The following is a 16,624-nucleotide window of genomic DNA, read 5'->3' on the forward strand; positions in this document are numbered from 1 at the left end:
ACGACTTGTGTAAGCGCAAATTGATCAATGATGCTAAAATACACTTATTTTCGTGGAAATCGGCCGAACATCTATAAATTAGTGCGAAAGCGCATCCTTTAGGGCCGACAAGGTGCCAAATTGAGGAGCCCCGGGAAAAATTGTTGCACTTTTGCATCCATTCCAGATTGAGAGGTTACTTCGATAAAAAAGGATGCACTTTTGCATTTTTCAAGACTCATCGTGTATTCACAACTACAAGGGGAATAATTGCTAAAAGAGGGCCCTAGCCAAACACACGGCTTTTGGGAAACCCTCTTTTTTTACCTAAAATGAATTGTCGGATAAAGCTTCTTGTGACCCTCTCTTCACTTTACTTGGCCAGAAAACAGCATCCCCAAGCAGCATGGTAATCGAAGGTACGAGGAACGGCCTTACAATGAACGTATCTAGAATGACACCAACGGCACAGATAACTCCGAACTGCACAAGCACTTGAATCGGCAGCGAGGCTAGAACCGCAAATGTGCCTGCCAAAATCAAACCTGCTGAAGTAATAACGCTGCTCGTTGAGCTTACGCCCAATCGAATGGCGTCTTTTAGTTTCAACCGATTCCTTGCCTGCCAAATGCTCGAAATCATGAAAATATTATAGTCCTCTCCTAAGGCTACGAGGAAGACGAACGCATACAGCGGAATTAATCCTTGGATAGCCGCCGTATCCATGAAATAGTGCAAAATGAGCCATCCTGCACCTAAAGCCGAGTAATAGGAAAGCAACACGGTTGCGATTAGATAGACGGTTGCAACAATAGAACGTAGATATACAAGTAAGAGTATCCCAATCACGGAGATAACAATAGGAATGACAATCTTCGTATCGCGCTCTACAACAGTTTTCGTATCATATTGCGTAGCCGTTTCACCACCAACCCACACCTGCGGTGAAGCTACGCCCGCCTCTATCAGCTTCTGTTCCGAGGTGCTCCGAATCTCAGGAATCCGATTGATAACCTCCAGATCATAGGGATCTTGTTTGAAAATCAACTCATATGCCTTGTAGTTGGTGTCCTTCTTACTTGCCTCTGGTTTACTTACCGATTCTACAAAAGACAGATTCGCAAGTGCTCCTTGAACATCTACATTCTTGCCTTCCGTATTCACTATCACTTTAACAGGAGCTAGTGAGCCTGGTGAAACATGCTCCGATAGTAAGGTAAAGCCTTCTCGTGACGGCATCGTGGAGGGGAACGATTCCAAAATGTTATACGTGAACTTCATCTGTGGGGCAAAAGCAGCAAGCGCAATAAGAATGATTAAAGAAATGACCAGCACACTTTTTGGTTTTTCTGTGACCACACGTCCAAGCGCGGCATTCATTGCACCAACAGGCTTTTGCTCACGAATGCGCTTCCCTTTGCGCGCTTCTTTCTCTGCTCTCATTTCGTCCGTCAATGGAATGAATGGGAAGAACGACACGCGGCCGATGATGGCAAGCAGCGCTGGAACCAGTGTAAGACTGGCTAATGCCATGATGAAGATGGCGACACTGAACGGAATCGCGAAGCGGTGATTCGAACCATAGTGTGCAAATAACAAGCCGAGCAAGGAAACAATAACGGTAAGTCCACTCATCCCAATCGCGCCGGTTGAACCTCCGAATGATGTACGAAGTGCGTTATACTTGTTGTTCTCCTCCAGTAGCGCTTGTCGGTAACGGGCAACGAAGAAGAGGCAATAATCCGTTCCTGCACCAAAGAGCAGTACTGTCATAATCGAGATCGATTGTGCGTCTATCGTGATCCAACCTTGCTTAGCCATAAATCCAAGTAGAGGTGAAATAACCCCATAGGCAAATCCTACGCCTACTAATGGAATGATGGCCAGAATTGGCGAGCGATACAGTAAAATGAGCAGCAGCAGTACAAGCAGTACCGTTGCTAACAACAGCGTAAAGTCTGCTCCTTTGAAAAGCGCCGTTGCGTCCGTTTGAATGCCGACCGGCCCCGTAATTCGGGCATGCAGTCCGTCTTCGTCTACGTTAGCCTCGAAGGGATCACTCCCTAATTGACTGACCGTGACCTCTTCCAGCTTGACCATGCTTTCCTGGAGGACTTCCGTTTCCGTTCCTTCGTTGAATGAAATCGGTAGAACCAGGAGCTTACCGTCCTTGGATACCATGCTTTTTAGCACTGGCACCGGCATGGTATGCAGCGGAGGCAATCCCTTCTGCCCGACTAACGGGGCATCTGTTAGCTGCTTGGCAACCTTTTGAACAGCAGCCAAATCCAAATCGATCAAACCTGTTCCACGATACCAAACAACTAGAGCAGGAACGCCTTCATTACTTGGAAACTGCTCCTTCACCAGGGCAGCGGCTTCAAGCGACCACGAATCCGTTGGCAGTTGCCGAGCAGTATTATTTTCTTGTGAGTTGACGTTAGGTAGAAAGACAGATAAAATGCCTGTAAGTAAAATCCAAATGGCCAATGTCACCCATTTGCTGCGGCGACCTGCAACTATACTGCCAATTCTACTGAATAAAGGATTTTCATGCATCGTGTAGCCTCTCTCCCAAAATGTGAAATAGTGATATAATTATTCTTGTAACCGAATTAATTATATATACTACATAGTTAATTAATCAAGTTTTATTTAGATTCGTCTCAGGAGTGACACAAACTTATGGTGAAAAAATCAAAACCACTTGGCAGACCCCGCGTTTCACAGGGAGAAATCCCTCTTAATCAAAAAATTTTAATGACAGCCATTCCACTATTCCTATCTCGTGGCTTCGAGTCTGTCTCTATGGACGATATCGCCAAAGAGTGCCAGGTTACAAAAGCATCGGTCTATTATTATTTCCCTTCCAAATCGGACCTGCTTACAGCCTCAATGGTCCTATTGATGGATAATGTAAAACGCGTTACGATCCAACGATTAAGCGAGCCCGTATCGCTTCGTGAACGGCTGCTCGGAATTACAGAAGGACATCTGAAAGCGATCGATTTTGATCTGCATTCCTTCATGCGCAAAATGGAAGCTACACTTTCCGAGGAGCAAATGAAGGCCATGCGTAAATCCGAGCAGGGCATCTTGGATGCGCTGGAGAATGAATTCAGGAAATCGATCGAGTCCGGTGAAATCGGTCCTGTAGATCCTCGCGTGATAGCTCGCGCCTATACCTCGCTCCTCATGATGGGCCATGCGCGCGACGGAGATGGAGATAAAATGTTTCCTCATGAGGGGCAAGCCGCTAAGCAAATTATCGACATTCTATGGCACGGCTTATACCCGCCGAAATGAGTCAACGTTAAAGAAGCAATCCTATGCAATCTCCCTGTCAAGGCATTGCTGAGCTTGCTTCTTTCATGAATGATTCCATTTAAAGGGAACAAAAAAGACAGCCCCGAGTGAACCCGAGAACTGTCTTTATTGCTTGTGCTATGACACTATTTATAAGTAGGGAATCCCAGTATCTTATAATTTGGTGACGTTAGCTGCTTGAGGACCACGGTTACCTTGAGTAATATCAAACTCAACGGATTGGCCTTCTTCTAATGTTTTGAATCCTTCGCCCTGAATTGCGGAGAAGTGAACGAATACATCGTCGCCTCCATCAACAGAAATAAAACCGTACCCTTTTTCTGCGTTAAACCATTTCACTGTACCCTTCAAATGAACAACCTCCTAAAAATATCGCCATCTATGACGAATAAGGAAATTATACCATTTGCATGGTGAAAAATCAACGGAAATTCCGAGGTGGATAAGCTGAAATTTGTTGATGTACCAAGGTTTTCCACTATGCAGTGGGCTCTTTTTTTATGCTTAAATATTGATGAGAATTCGGTAGAAAAGGTAGACTAGCTTCTCTCTTCTGAACGGTAAATCTGTCCCTTTCCAATTCGCTGACTAGGACATGGAGCTGAGCATATTCCACTTGTCGGAAACTAAGCAGCGGATATAATCTAACCTCGCCGCCTGGTTTGCACACACGAAGCAATTCTCTAATTGCTGCCAAATGAAATGCAAAATCAAATTGCTCTTCATATAGAAATAAAAAATGGCTGCACATCACGAGGTCGAAGCTCTCCGCTTCGAACGGTAGCGAAGGTAAAGAAGCTTGATGATATCTTGCTGCCCCTTCCGGGCTTGAATAATCTTCAATAAATCGCTGTAAAGCATGTATGCGTCCTGCTTTATGCTGCTCGACAGAACCATAAAACGTCCAGTCATAGACATTTACTAATTTCGCCATCTTCTCAGCGACAAGTTCAATCTCTAGCCGACCATGCTCAGCAATTGCACTTGGCGACTTCTCATATAACGGATCAACCGCTTCTGCGTCGATACCAAGCTGCCTTGCTTCTGTTGTAAACGACGATGCGCCACCGGCGACATCCAATACACGTTTTCCAATTAAATCGGCTGTCTGTAACATAAACATTTTCTCGTATTCCACATACGATCTCGAGGTCATAGCAACCCCAACTTGCTCATAAACACGCTTCTGTTCCATGCTCATCTCTCCTCATCTCAGCTCATAACCCGTTCCCTCTGGAAAGGATTAGGAAAATTCTAACATGAGGGTTTCTGTACCGCAATATGAAAATAACGTAATACAACGAAAAAACGGTAGGCCTGTTTGGAAATAACAGCATTTTATGATACGATTAAAGACATCTATAAGCTTATTACAGAAACGAGGAACAGCTATGTCACATCAACCTTTCAAAAGACATACGATTTATAAAAAAGATAAATGGAATATGCTCAATGTCGAGGTTCAAGGTACGAAAATCGTCTTGACCGAAATCACCGACCAATGGGGCGAAGAATGTCACACATTTATTGGACGACCTGCCATGTTGCACTGGGCCAACGAGCGTTTTGCCAAAGATAAGTTCGATGGCACCGAAGAAGAATGGCAAGCGATCATGGATGCGTTTAAAAACGTATAAAAAAATGAGGTCTATTTTGAAACGCTAAGCATATAATAAACGTATAATCTAATAGTAACACTCCAAAGGGGAGTAGCTGATACAGTAAAGTCGTCAATTCGGATCCTCATCAGATCCCGGCTTTATTGGCAACGACAACGTTGTTAGCAAGACCTTTGCCATGTTCATTGGTGAAGGTCTTTTTTGATGAATTAGAGCCTTCACCGGTCAAAAGGTGCTGGGCTCTTTTTGCATCCAAAAACCCTGAAGGAGTGTGTTCGCGTATGGATTGGTTATCAACAGGCTTTTTCATCTCATTGCTTAGCATTATTCTGATTGACTTGGTGCTGGCAGGGGACAACGCAATTGTGATCGGGATGGCTGCACGTAATTTAAAAAAGGAAACACAAAAGAAGGTCATTCTCTGGGGAACGGTCGGTGCCATTATTATTCGTGCACTTGCCACGCTGATTGTTGTCACACTGCTCAAAATACCCGGCCTGCTGCTAATCGGGGGGATCCTGCTGCTATGGATTTCGTATAAACTTCTAAGCGAGAAGAAAAATCATGAGAATATGCAAGCGAAGGACAGCATGTGGGCGGCTATACGAACCATTATTATCGCAGATGCCGTCATGGGGTTAGATAATGTCATCGCAGTCGCTGGTGCGGCACATGGAAATTTCCTGCTTGTGATCATCGGTCTGCTCATCAGTGTCCCTATCGTCGTCTGGGGCAGCACCTTATTCATTAAGTGGATCGAAAGGTTTCCATCCATTATTTATATCGGTGCGGGTGTACTTGCACTTACCGCAGGAAAAATGATTACGGGAGAAAAGTTCTTATCCCCCTTCTTCGAGTCCAACCCGTTAGGCAAATGGTTATTCATTGGTCTACTCATCGTTATTGTGCTTGGAGCAGGCAAATGGTCGAAAATGATTGGTTATCAGGTGCACGTCGGAGATAGCGGACAATTAACACTTCCCAAGGAGCTTAGTGAAGAAGCACAGATATCCCCAGAGGATCGCTACACTGTCAAAATGGATTCGCGCGGCAAGTTCATTCTCGTTAAAGAGGAAGATGAGGAGACGACGAGAGACACTATGCAGCATGCCGGATAAAAAGGTGTTTGACCCATCGTAGCGAAAATTAGTATGATACGAAGCAAGTATCATACTCTATAGGAAAAAGGATGATTTTCGATGACCGATTCTGGATCTATTCTCACATTTGTAATTGTATCCTTTTGCCTGGCGATCATTTTGATTATAAAAAAAGACAGCCTTCCGGCACAAATGAAACGCTATCTGGCCTTACTGGCGATTGTTATGGTCTCCATATCCTTCGTTCTGATCTTGCTTAGCTTCTTCCGAGCAGGAACTTGAATTTACTTCCTTCCAGCTTTTTCATATAATCATAATTGAACACGCAATCGGTCATACTAGGTGAAAACCATGATATGGGATTTCAGTTAGAACGTCCCTCATGGGAACATGCCGGGAGCGTGACCGCAATGCGTTGGATTTATGTAACGGCTGCAATGGGAATTCTTCTAAGCTCAATCCCCATAGCTGATTTACACGCAAAGGATACCAGCTTACCCCAATCTCAGAACAAGGACAGGAGGGCTCCGATGACTCAATTATTGGAACGCAAGCAAGTACCGGCCGAGCACCGTTGGCAGTTGGAGGATTTATTTGCCGATCAGAAGGCTTGGGATCAGGAATTTCAAGAAGTGAAAAGCTCGCTTAGCAAAGTCAGTGCCTTCCAAGGAAAACTTAACGATGCTGCTTCCGTGAAGCAAATTTTCCAATTGGAAGATGAACTCTCTGTGAAAATGGAAAGATTATATGTCTATTCCAACATGAAGCATCATGAAGATACAGCAGAACCTGTTTATCAGGCCTTATCGGAAAAAGCAAAGAAACTCAGTGTCGAGGTAGGCGAAGCGGCTTCCTTTATTTCTCCTGAAATTCTAAGCCTATCAGACGAGAAGCTTCAGCAGCTTGTGAGTGATCCTTCCTTATCTTTTTATAAAGATACACTCGAAGAAATGATTCGTCAGAAGCCACATACGTTATCCAAAGAACAAGAAGCTCTTCTTGCTCAAGCGGGTACGATGGCTGGAGCGCCTAGCACCATTTTCGGCATGCTGAACAATGCAGATTTGAAGTTCCCGAAGGTGAAGAACGAAAAAGGTGAAGAAGTCGAACTTACCCACGGCAGCTATATTCAGTTCTTAGAAAGCCGGGATCCTGAGGTTCGAAAAAATGCGTTCAAAGCCGTTTATGAAACGTATCGCAACAATCGCAATACGATTGGCGCTACACTAAGCGCGAACATCAACAAAAACATTTTTTATGCGAAAGCACGTCATTACCCTTCTGTTCTTGAATCATCGCTGTTCGGGGATAATATTAAGAAAGAAGTCTATACGAACTTAATTTCTACCATTCACGAATCCTTACCACAGCTGCAGCGGTATCTCAAACTCCGTAAAAAGCTGCTCAAGGTCGATGAGTTACATATGTATGACCTATTTGCACCGCTTGTTGAAGAGTTCAAAATGGATATTACCTACCAGCAAGCGAAAGAAGAAATCAAGAAAAGCTTAGCTCCACTAGGCGAAAATTATTTGAAAATTCTTCAAGACGGCTTCGACAACCACTGGATCGATGTGTATGAGAACAAGAATAAGCGAAACGGCGCTTACAGCTGGGGCGCTTACGGCACTCATCCTTACGTGCTGTTGAACCATAAAGACAACTTAAACAGCATGTTTACGTTGACACATGAGATGGGTCACGCGATTCATTCCTATTTGTCGGATGAGAACCAAGAATATCGTTATGCACAATACACGATTTTCTTAGCTGAAGTCGCGTCAACGCTGAATGAAGCCCTGCTCATGGATTATCTATTGAAACGTGTAACCGATCCGAAGGAAAAAATGTATTTGCTTACCTACTATGCAGATCAGTTCCGGACGACGGTATTCCGTCAAACCATGTTCGCTGAATTCGAAATGATTACACACGAGAAATCCGAACAAGGTGATTCCCTAACACCACAAGAGTTCAGTGAAATCTACTATGGCTTGAATAAGCTATACCATGGCAACGATATGGTCGTGGATCAAGATATCGAGATGGAATGGGCTCGTATTCCTCACTTCTACAACAGCTTCTATGTGTATAAATATGCGACAGGCTTCTCTGCTGCTACCTCCTTTGCGAAGCAGATTTTGGATGAAGGCCAGCCTGCGGTTGATCGCTATCTCGGCTTCCTTAAGAGCGGCGGCAGTGACTACTCGCTGAACATTCTCAAAAAGGCCGGTGTGGATATGTCGACACCTGAGCCGATCAAACAAGCTATGAGCGTATTCAGCTCGTTGCTGGATCAAATGGAAGAGCTTACGAAGTAGCGATACAAGGATAGAAACCTCCCTCCAACTGAAAGTCGAGGGCGGATAGCAAGTAAAGAAAAAGGTTGAAAGCAGAGGCTTTCAACCTTTTTCTTAAACAAGAGAGGATGATGGCTACATGAAGATGCAATGGATTCTAATCAGTGCTTTAGTGTTTGCTCTAATTACTGCGGTTTTTGCTGTCGTCAATGTGGACCCCGTACAAGTGAACTTTATGTTCACGACGACATCCACGCCTCTCATTCTCGTCATTTTAACCTCAACCTTATTAGGCGGATTAATTGTAGGTCTCTTCGGTATGGTTCGCCAATACAAGCTACAGCGGAAAGTAAAGCAACTGGAGAAGCAGCTTCAAGAAGCTCTACATCCGGCAGCCGTACCGTCTCCGGGATCAAACCTAGAACAGAACGAGCCTAGTGTATAGACGTTAGTAAAATACTTAAAGTCAGGCAAATTAACCCTCCGATGAATGAGGATCCCGCGTTAACCACATCATTACTCATCCCTCGGAGACCACGGATTTGCCTTGCTTTGCGGTTACAGTGCTCTTGCTTCTCAATCGTTTTACCGCAAACCTCACACTGAAACATAACCTGCAGCGTTGCCCCGAGCCAGGAATCGAAGAGTGAACCTCCTAATCCAGCAATTGCACCCAGCAAGACCAGAATAAAAATAGAGCTATTCACCTCAGGTGACTCCGCAAGCTGGTTGAAAATACCCCCAACAAGACCAATAAACGCCCCACCGAGCAAGGAGGCTATCAATCCTAGTCCCGTAATCCCGCCTGAAGTTCCTGCAACTACCCGCTTCCCGCTCAAGATAGACCGGGGAATTGACTTACTCATCCCACCAATTTCTGTTGCCCATGTATCCGCGTTGACTGTTGCCATAACGCCCAAATATATAAACCACCAGACAGGATTTGGCCAGATGGCATTTCCGATACATAGAAGTAAACCAAGGCCCCCATTAGCAGCGACTTGTCCTGCATCTCGTCTTCCACCCTTGGCATAGCCGCTTTCCGCTGCCTCTTTACGCTGATGCCCCAGCTTCGACAGCAAGCTGGATGAAATGAAAAAAGCGATAAGTGTGCCGAACCACGCTAGGCTGCCGAGCGCATACATCGTCGTTCCCAGCAGCACTGCTGCAATCAGCCCGGATAAGGATAAGGATCTTTTCCAATAGGCTGCGCCTGCTATAATCACGCTTCCAGCAAATCCATAAACCCACGGCATAATCAGGATTCTCCCCTTTCATTTCTCTTTTTTTTTGCGCAAAAATTATTATGTATATTGTATCATAGACCACTTAAATCTCTTTATTGTCCTACTTTGTAATCTAAATTCGACAACATTCGGTTATTTCTGCAGATTCTTAACCATAAACAACCAATTATATGATACTATGAAAGGGATAAGCGATAGGAGGCTGACATGGAGCAAGAACAATTCATACCCCATTCCCGTTTCAAAAGAGACCTGGAGCCCGAAGAAATGCTGCGTGTCATTTTCGACTACGCTTCCAAAATTGCGAATGAACGAGTTCTTGAACATGTACTTATGCTGATGGCGGATATGGGCCGTGAGATGATTGTCTCCGATCGTTGTACCGTCTGGCTGCTCGATACACAAAAGAATGAGCTTTGGTCCAAAGTGGCTCATGGGCTGGATGAAATTCGGATTCCAAGCTCAGCCGGCCTTGTCGGCTACGCGGTGACCAATGATCAAGCTGTTTTCATTCATGATGCTTATACCAATGAGGAATATAAATCTTATCTGCAAAATGGCGCCTTGAGCACGGATCAACAAACAGGATACCGCACAAAAGCCTTGATGGTTATTCCTTTCAAGAATAGTCAAGGTGAGATTATGGGGGCCTATCAAGCGATTAATAAGCTAACGGCGAGCGAGCAGTTTTCCGATAAAGACATGGAATATTTAACACTAGCATCCTCATACGCAGGAAAATCACTAGAATCTGCCTTGCTAACCATGGAAATTGAAGAAACGCAGAAAGAAATTATTTTCCGTATGGGCGAAATTGGCGAAAGTCGCTCTAAGGAAACAGGAAATCATGTGAAGCGTGTTGCTGAGTATTCTTATTTGCTAGCGCTTGAGTTAGGCATGAATCAAGAAGAAGCAGAGCTATTGAAAATCGCCTCTCCAATGCACGATATCGGCAAGGTAGCTATTCCTGACGCAGTGCTCAATAAGCCCGGCAAGCTGACGGATGAAGAGTTCAAGCTCATGAAAAATCACACGTTGATCGGCTATAATCTACTCCGGAATTCGACCCGTCATGTTCTCAAAACAGCAGCTATTGTTGCCTATGAACATCATGAGAAATGGAACGGGCGTGGTTACCCCCGCGGCATTAAAGGGGATGAGATCCATATTTACGGACGTATTACAGCCATTGCCGATGTCTTCGATGCGTTGGGCAGTGATCGTGTCTACAAGAAAGCTTGGGAGCTCGATCGGATCCTGCAATTGTTTCAAGAGGAACGCGGAGAGCATTTCGATCCTGATGTGGTTGATGCCTTTTTCAAACAATTACCGGCAATTCTCCGTGTAAGAGAGCAATACTCGGATGCTGCCTTGGCCAATCCAGTTGAAACATAACATAGTACATAATGTACAAAGGAAAAAGAGCAGTTCTCTCAGGTCGATGGCGACCTTGGAGACTGCCCTTTTTTTGCTATACGTTAACGGTAAAAGCTCCGAATTGCTCTTCATCCCAGAATAGCTCCAACCGGTCGCCGTCTTTGACAGGACCTACACCTTCAGGCGTTCCTGTGTAGATGATATCGCCAGGACCCAATCCATAGTGCTTCGCAATGTAGTCGATGATCGTCTGAAGATCAAAGATCATGAGCGAGATGTTGCCATCTTGAACAACCTGCCCGTTCTGACGAAGCTGGAAGTTCGACTTCGTTAATTCGGAAGCTCCTGGGAACGGACGGAAAGCCGTGATTGGCGCGGACTTCAGAAAGCCTTTGGCAGGCAGCCAAGGTTGGCCTTTTTTCTTAATCACATTCTGTACATCACGGAGTGTGAAATCAATCCCAAGTGCGTATTGATCCACGATCTCATCGACTTTAATACCTTCAGTATACGGCTTCGCAATATGTAGGACGAGTTCAGTTTCAAAGTGAATCTCACCTTGGTCACTAGGTAGAGATATGGCGCTGCCATCAATATCTGCTAACGCGTGTGTTGGTTTCGTAAAAATCATCGGTTGATCAGGAACATCGTTCCCAAGCTCTGCGGCATGTGCGCGGTAGTTGCGTCCCACGCAATAAATATTTCGGATCGTAGCTGTCATGTTAGATGAACTCCTATTCTATTTCTTAATCAAATTTCCTTGAGCATCCACTTGCGCACCAATTGAGATTTGACTTAAACGTTGAAAAAGCTTGGCTCCATCTTCAGCATTCATCGGAGTCGGCAGTGCTGATTTGGTCAAAATCGGTACAAGGTGAATATAGCAGGACTTATCCTTCGTGCAGGCAGCTTCCAAAATGACAGTTTCCCAGGTTTTTGGGGTGTCATTTGTCGTAAAGATGAAGTTGCCTAAACTGTAAGCAATCCATTTGCCTTTGTACTGCTCAAAGCCTTGCAGAACATGCGGATGTCCGCCGATAATCAGATCAGCACCTGCATCGATGTACCTATGCGCGAGCTCCTTTTGATTTTTATCCGGATTGTCATCGCGTTCTACACCCCAATGAGCCACAACAACTACAAGATCAGCGGATGCTTTGGCTTTCTGAATCGCTTCAACAGGCAGCTTGTAACTGTAAGTTTCTGCAACGCCAGGATGGCCAGGAGCAGCTTTCCAAGAAGCTTCTGGAACAACTCGACTGAAACCAAACACAGCAATCTTCAGGCCGTCTTTTTCCACGATCACAGGTTGATAGGCTTCTAGATTATCCTTGCCGGCTCCCACCCGCTTAATGCCTTCTTGGTCCAGTGCTTTCATCGTATCCAACAAGCCTTCAGTCCCATAATCCATCACATGGTTATTGGCTAAGTTAACAATGTCGACCCCAGCTTGTTTAAGCGGTGGCAGCGCCTCAGGCGAAGAACGATACACATACTCTTTGCTCTGAACAGTTCCTCGAGTCGTTATCGGTGATTCCAAATTTGCAATTGTAAAATCAGCTTTAGTTAAGAAATCTTTTACATTCGTATACGGGTAATCATAGCCTTTTTGCTTTAGGATATCTTCCACTTTGGAGGCCATAATTACATCACCCACAAAAGTTAACTTCACTTGTGCGCCTGTTCCCTCTTGATTAACCGCTGTTGCATTTGCAGAAGGTGTTGGTGTCGAGGTAACGTCGGTAGTAGCCTTGGGACTAACCTGCACAGCCGAATTGCCATTCGGAGTGGACGTCGTTGGTTTTGGCGAAATGATCGCCATAGGTGTTGAAGCAGCTCCGTCTTCTTCCCCATTATTATAATTGGAGGTCCAATAGGAAGCCCCGATTCCAATGGCAAAACAAGCAACCGCTGCAACTGTGAAGCCACCCAACACTTTAAGTGAAGGCTTTTTGCTCGGGTTTGAATCTTTTTTCGATTTACCGTGACGTTCTTGTCTGGATTCCAATTAAAACATTCCCCTTTCCCCCTACAAATTATAACAGATGTCGACATCGTTGGGTAATAGGGAGAGACTCACATTTTCAGATTGTCTACCTTGTGGTATAACAGAAGCATTGCATAGGAAAAGAGAGGAAACGAGTCGCTTGGAGAAAATCGCCATTATTTCAGATATTCACGGAAACCTACCTGCTTTAGAAGCAGTACTCCACGATGTTAAGCGCAGAGGCATCACACGTATCTTCTGTTTAGGCGATCTTGTTGGCAAAGGGCCTAGCTCAGCTGAAGTGGTAGACCTCATTATGCAAACCTGTGAAGCTGTAGTACAAGGCAACTGGGATTTAGGCATTACGCTTCCCCAGGAGCTGCCTGCTGGGTTGTGGCAGCAGCAATCGTTAGGCGATGAGCGTCTAGCCTATTTGAAGCAGCTTCCTTTCTCAATCGATATGAAGCTCAGCGGGAAGCATGTTCGGTTGTTCCACGCGTCAGCACAAAGTGTTTTTCATCGTTTGAAGCGTGAAGCTTCCAAGAAAGAGCGATTAGCGATGTTTGTAAATACGGAAATGACCGGAACTCCCGCTGATGGGAATGAGCCTGATATTGTTGGTTATGGGGATATTCATATCCCGTATATGCTGACTCTGAACAATCCATCGGAGAGGAATGCCAGTGATGGGGGAAGTGCAGGGCTTCTGCAGAATGACCAGGCTGTGCAGAGTGCAAGTATTGCGGAGCGCAGTGGGCTGCTGCTGTTCAACGTAGGGAGCGTCGGTGTTCCATATGATGGCATACCTCAGGCTTGTTACTGTGTAATCGAAGGTGAGGCGGCCCCCTTGATTCCATCAGGGTTTGCACTTCAATTCGTGCGTGTACCATATGATGTCGCGAGAGCTGTACAAATGGCCTATGAAGTACAGATGCCGGATAGTCGAAGGTACGAGTTGGAGATTACAACAGGTTTAGTGCATTTGGGGAATTGAGTTTATTGGCAGATGCGTGGCGAGGCTAGGATTCGAGTGTATTAGCAGGACGTGCTTTAACTGACTATTGTTGGAATTTGTTTGGGGGTCACACGCACCACTTCACAGTACGCCACCGCAGATAAATGGAAAATATCCAGTTAATTTCAGCGAAAACCTCTCATTTGCTCAACTAACTGGATTTTATGTAGCTAATTTCCCCTCAACTCCCCGTTACGCGAAAAGCATGAAAATTAGATGGATTTTTTCCATTTATTCCTTATTTCAGTTCAAAATCAGTGAGATTAGATGGACTTTTTCCATTTATTTGATCGGTGATGCGATTTCAATTGGCTCTGGGGTATCAATCGGTTCTATGAATTCAGTCTACGCTTTCAATCGGTCGGCCAATCGCTTCAGCACTATTTTACCTTTGGATGAATAATGATGGAAATTAATTCCACTTCATGCTAATATAGGTGAATGATGGAAAGTGAGGCATGGTAACGAATGAAGCTAAACTGGCGTAAAATCATACTGATTATCGTGTGTGCTGAGTGTTTGTTTATCTATTGGAACAGCCTAAGCACAATGAGCTTCAAGAAACAACAAACGACCCGACTCTCCCCCACTCAACAAGATCAGTTACCAATCTCGCAGGTTAAACCACAAATAAAAATAGAGTCAGAATTACATATTCGCGAAAAAGCATCCTAACACGAGAGAAAGAGCGATCAGCTGCCCAGCAGTCGATCGCTCTTTTTTCACAAAACGTTCTATTTCACGCGAGCTAGAGCCAACCCGTCGTACGCCGGGAGGATTGTGCTCTCCAACCTTTCATCTGTCGCGATCCGCTGATTAAACGTTCTCATCGCTTGAACGGAAGCCTTGGTTTGCTTCTCATCAACGACTTTGCCGCGCATCAGCGTGTTATCTCCCGCAATAATTGCGCCAGGGTTCGCCAGCTTGATCGCTAGTTCCAAATAGTTCGGATAATTCACCTTATCCGCATCAATAAAGAAGAAATCGAAGCGCTCTCCCCGCTCCAGCAGATCATTCAAGTGATCAAGTGCTTCGCCTATGCGATATTCAACGAATTCGCCAAGTCCAGCTTCGGTCACGTTTTGCTTCGCTACATCGGCGAAATCCTGCTTAAGCTCCAGAGAAATGAGCTTGCCGCCCTCTTTTAACCCTCTCGCCAAGCAAATTCCACTGTATCCGCCTAACGCACCAATCTCTAGCACCCGCTTCGCGCCAATCATAGTGACCAGCATCGTCAATAGTCTGCCATAACCTGGCGCGATGGAGATTTCAGGCATATTATGAGCGACGATGACTTCCTTGACCCTTGCAAGTACGGCATCTTCTTCATATAACCCTTCCATATAGCTTTCTGCTGTAATAGTTTCCATGTATTTGTCCTCCTAAATTCGCAGCAAATGTATGGTCTTTGCATTACCCGTTTGTAAGTGTAACCTATTTGTCCTATACTTGTTAATTGTATGAGTTTTCTGAGCGTTGTACAACCCGGATGGAAGGACTATACCTATGCCACAAAAAATTGAACTAATCGCCACTTGCCCGATGGGACTTGAGGCAATCGTTGCCCGTGAAATCCGTGACCTCGGCTATGAGGAAATGACCGTCGAGAATGGACGAGTCCGCTTCTTTGGTGACGAATTGGCTATCTGTCGCACCAATCTTTGGCTGCGTACGGCAGATCGCGTCCTCGTGCTTATGGGGCAATTCAAAGCAACTACCTTCGATGAGCTATTCGAAGGCACCAAAGCTCTCGCTTGGCCAGACTGGATCCCGAACGATGCCGAATTCCCTGTCGAGGGTCGCTCCCATAAGTCACAGCTATCGAGCGTTCCAGCTTGTCAAGGAATCGCCAAGAAGGCTGTCGTTGAAAAGATGAAGCAACGCTACGGTACCGAGTGGTTCCCCGAGAATGGGGCACGCTACGTGATTGAAGTCGCCCTTCTGAACGATATCGCGACATTAACGATCGACACGACCGGTCCCAGCCTGCACAAGCGCGGCTATCGCAAGCTCGTGACCGAAGCGCCGCTGAAGGAAACCATGGCGGCAGCATTGATTCTGCTGAGCCGATGGAACGTTGATCGGCCGCTCTACGACCCGTTCTGCGGGTCGGGAACCATCCCGATCGAGGCCGCGATGATCGGCTGGAACATTGCGCCAGGCCTGCGGCGCAGCTTCCCTAGTGAAGCTTGGGGGAACATTCCCCGCAAGCTGTGGGACAAAGCCCGCGACGAAGCCTTCGACGCGGTGAAAGACAACGTGCCGCTGCACATCGTCGGCAGCGATATTGACCCTGCCGCCATCGAAGTGGCGGAGGCGGCCGCCAAGGCAGCTGGATTGACGAAGCAATTCCAGCTGAAGGTTGAGCCGATCGCCAAGGCGCGCCCGCGCGGCGACTATGGCTGCTTGATCACCAACCCGCCGTACGGCGAGCGTCTTGGTGAAGCACCGGATGTCGAGCTGGCGCTGCGTGAGCTCGGTGCATTAACACGACCGATGCCGTCGTGGAGTCTGTTTATACTCAGCCCGAGCACCCAGCTCGAGCATTATATGAACCGCCGCGCTGATAAGAAGCGCAAGTTATTTAACGGTCGGATCGAATGTAATTTGTTCCAGTACCTGGGTCCTTTACCTCCACGTAGACAGCAATAAATTGAAATTTAAACTATTATA

Annotated in this window: 15 protein-coding genes and 1 pseudogene; 9 read left to right on the forward strand and 7 right to left on the reverse strand. The window is 45.8% G+C overall.

The window, feature by feature from the left end; genetic code table 11:
• Positions 1–306: 306 nt before the first annotated feature.
• Positions 307–2,538 carry an MMPL family transporter gene (locus tag AC58QC_RS02745; protein WP_497413667.1) on the reverse strand — a complete coding sequence of 744 codons (2,232 nt, stop codon included), beginning with the start codon at positions 2,536–2,538 and terminating at the stop codon, positions 307–309.
• 126 nt (positions 2,539–2,664) lie between these two features.
• Between AC58QC_RS02745 and AC58QC_RS02750 the strand changes: the two genes are divergently transcribed.
• Complete coding sequence (locus tag AC58QC_RS02750; protein ID WP_497413668.1) at positions 2,665–3,285, forward strand: TetR/AcrR family transcriptional regulator; 621 nt, start codon at positions 2,665–2,667, stop codon at positions 3,283–3,285.
• Between the two features lie 174 nt (positions 3,286–3,459).
• Here the strand turns inward: AC58QC_RS02750 and AC58QC_RS02755 are convergent, their stop codons facing one another.
• A complete protein-coding gene (locus AC58QC_RS02755; RefSeq protein WP_028556542.1) occupies positions 3,460–3,657 on the reverse strand; it encodes a cold shock domain-containing protein in 198 nt (65 codons plus the stop codon).
• A gap of 127 nt (positions 3,658–3,784) precedes the next feature.
• Positions 3,785–4,501: a class I SAM-dependent methyltransferase gene (locus AC58QC_RS02760; protein ID WP_497413669.1), complete on the reverse strand. Its 717-nt coding sequence runs from the start codon at positions 4,499–4,501 to the stop codon at positions 3,785–3,787.
• A gap of 196 nt (positions 4,502–4,697) precedes the next feature.
• Here AC58QC_RS02760 and AC58QC_RS02765 point away from each other — a divergent pair, with 196 nt between their 5' ends.
• The 5 genes and pseudogenes from AC58QC_RS02765 to AC58QC_RS02785 all read left to right on the forward strand — a co-directional run bounded on the left by AC58QC_RS02765 (position 4,698) and on the right by AC58QC_RS02785 (position 8,770).
• Complete coding sequence (locus AC58QC_RS02765) at positions 4,698–4,943, forward strand: hypothetical protein (protein WP_497413670.1); 246 nt, start codon at positions 4,698–4,700, stop codon at positions 4,941–4,943.
• A gap of 263 nt (positions 4,944–5,206) precedes the next feature.
• Positions 5,207–5,848, forward strand: a pseudogene (locus AC58QC_RS02770) (TerC family protein); the annotation flags it as partial.
• Between the two features lie 276 nt (positions 5,849–6,124).
• Positions 6,125–6,307: a hypothetical protein gene (locus tag AC58QC_RS02775; protein WP_497413671.1), complete on the forward strand. Its 183-nt coding sequence runs from the start codon at positions 6,125–6,127 to the stop codon at positions 6,305–6,307.
• Between the two features lie 248 nt (positions 6,308–6,555).
• A complete protein-coding gene (gene pepF / locus AC58QC_RS02780) occupies positions 6,556–8,346 on the forward strand; it encodes an oligoendopeptidase F (protein ID WP_497413672.1) in 1,791 nt (596 codons plus the stop codon).
• 118 nt (positions 8,347–8,464) lie between these two features.
• Positions 8,465–8,770: a LapA family protein gene (locus tag AC58QC_RS02785; protein ID WP_497413673.1), complete on the forward strand. Its 306-nt coding sequence runs from the start codon at positions 8,465–8,467 to the stop codon at positions 8,768–8,770.
• On the opposite strand, the gene AC58QC_RS02790 is transcribed toward AC58QC_RS02785, so the two are convergent.
• A complete protein-coding gene (locus tag AC58QC_RS02790) occupies positions 8,760–9,581 on the reverse strand; it encodes a DUF92 domain-containing protein (protein ID WP_497413674.1) in 822 nt (273 codons plus the stop codon). The two genes, AC58QC_RS02785 and AC58QC_RS02790, sit on opposite strands and share 11 nt — an antisense overlap.
• A 198-nt stretch (positions 9,582–9,779) precedes the next feature.
• On the opposite strand from AC58QC_RS02790, the gene AC58QC_RS02795 reads away from it, so the two are divergent.
• Positions 9,780–10,967 (forward strand): HD domain-containing phosphohydrolase, encoded by a 1,188-nt coding sequence (locus AC58QC_RS02795; RefSeq protein ID WP_497413675.1) that lies wholly within the window; start codon positions 9,780–9,782, stop codon positions 10,965–10,967.
• A gap of 76 nt (positions 10,968–11,043) precedes the next feature.
• Here the strand turns inward: AC58QC_RS02795 and AC58QC_RS02800 are convergent, their stop codons facing one another.
• Both AC58QC_RS02800 and AC58QC_RS02805 read right to left on the reverse strand, forming a co-directional pair.
• Positions 11,044–11,670: a fumarylacetoacetate hydrolase family protein gene (locus AC58QC_RS02800; RefSeq protein ID WP_497413676.1), complete on the reverse strand. Its 627-nt coding sequence runs from the start codon at positions 11,668–11,670 to the stop codon at positions 11,044–11,046.
• Between the two features lie 18 nt (positions 11,671–11,688).
• Positions 11,689–12,957, reverse strand: a complete 1,269-nt coding sequence (locus AC58QC_RS02805) for a CapA family protein (protein ID WP_497413677.1) — start codon at positions 12,955–12,957, stop codon at positions 11,689–11,691.
• 139 nt (positions 12,958–13,096) lie between these two features.
• Between AC58QC_RS02805 and AC58QC_RS02810 the strand changes: the two genes are divergently transcribed.
• On the forward strand, positions 13,097–13,930 hold the full coding sequence (locus AC58QC_RS02810) for a metallophosphoesterase family protein (RefSeq protein ID WP_497413678.1): 834 nt from the start codon (positions 13,097–13,099) through the stop codon (positions 13,928–13,930).
• A 755-nt stretch (positions 13,931–14,685) separates the two neighbouring features.
• Here the strand turns inward: AC58QC_RS02810 and AC58QC_RS02815 are convergent.
• Positions 14,686–15,321 (reverse strand): O-methyltransferase, encoded by a 636-nt coding sequence (locus tag AC58QC_RS02815; RefSeq protein WP_497413679.1) that lies wholly within the window; start codon positions 15,319–15,321, stop codon positions 14,686–14,688.
• Between the two features lie 136 nt (positions 15,322–15,457).
• Here AC58QC_RS02815 and AC58QC_RS02820 point away from each other — a divergent pair, with 136 nt between their 5' ends.
• Positions 15,458–16,603 carry a THUMP domain-containing class I SAM-dependent RNA methyltransferase gene (locus AC58QC_RS02820; protein WP_497413680.1) on the forward strand — a complete coding sequence of 382 codons (1,146 nt, stop codon included), beginning with the start codon at positions 15,458–15,460 and terminating at the stop codon, positions 16,601–16,603.
• Positions 16,604–16,624 lie beyond the last annotated feature (21 nt).

This window comes from Paenibacillus sp. J22P51 (genome assembly GCF_059692215.1).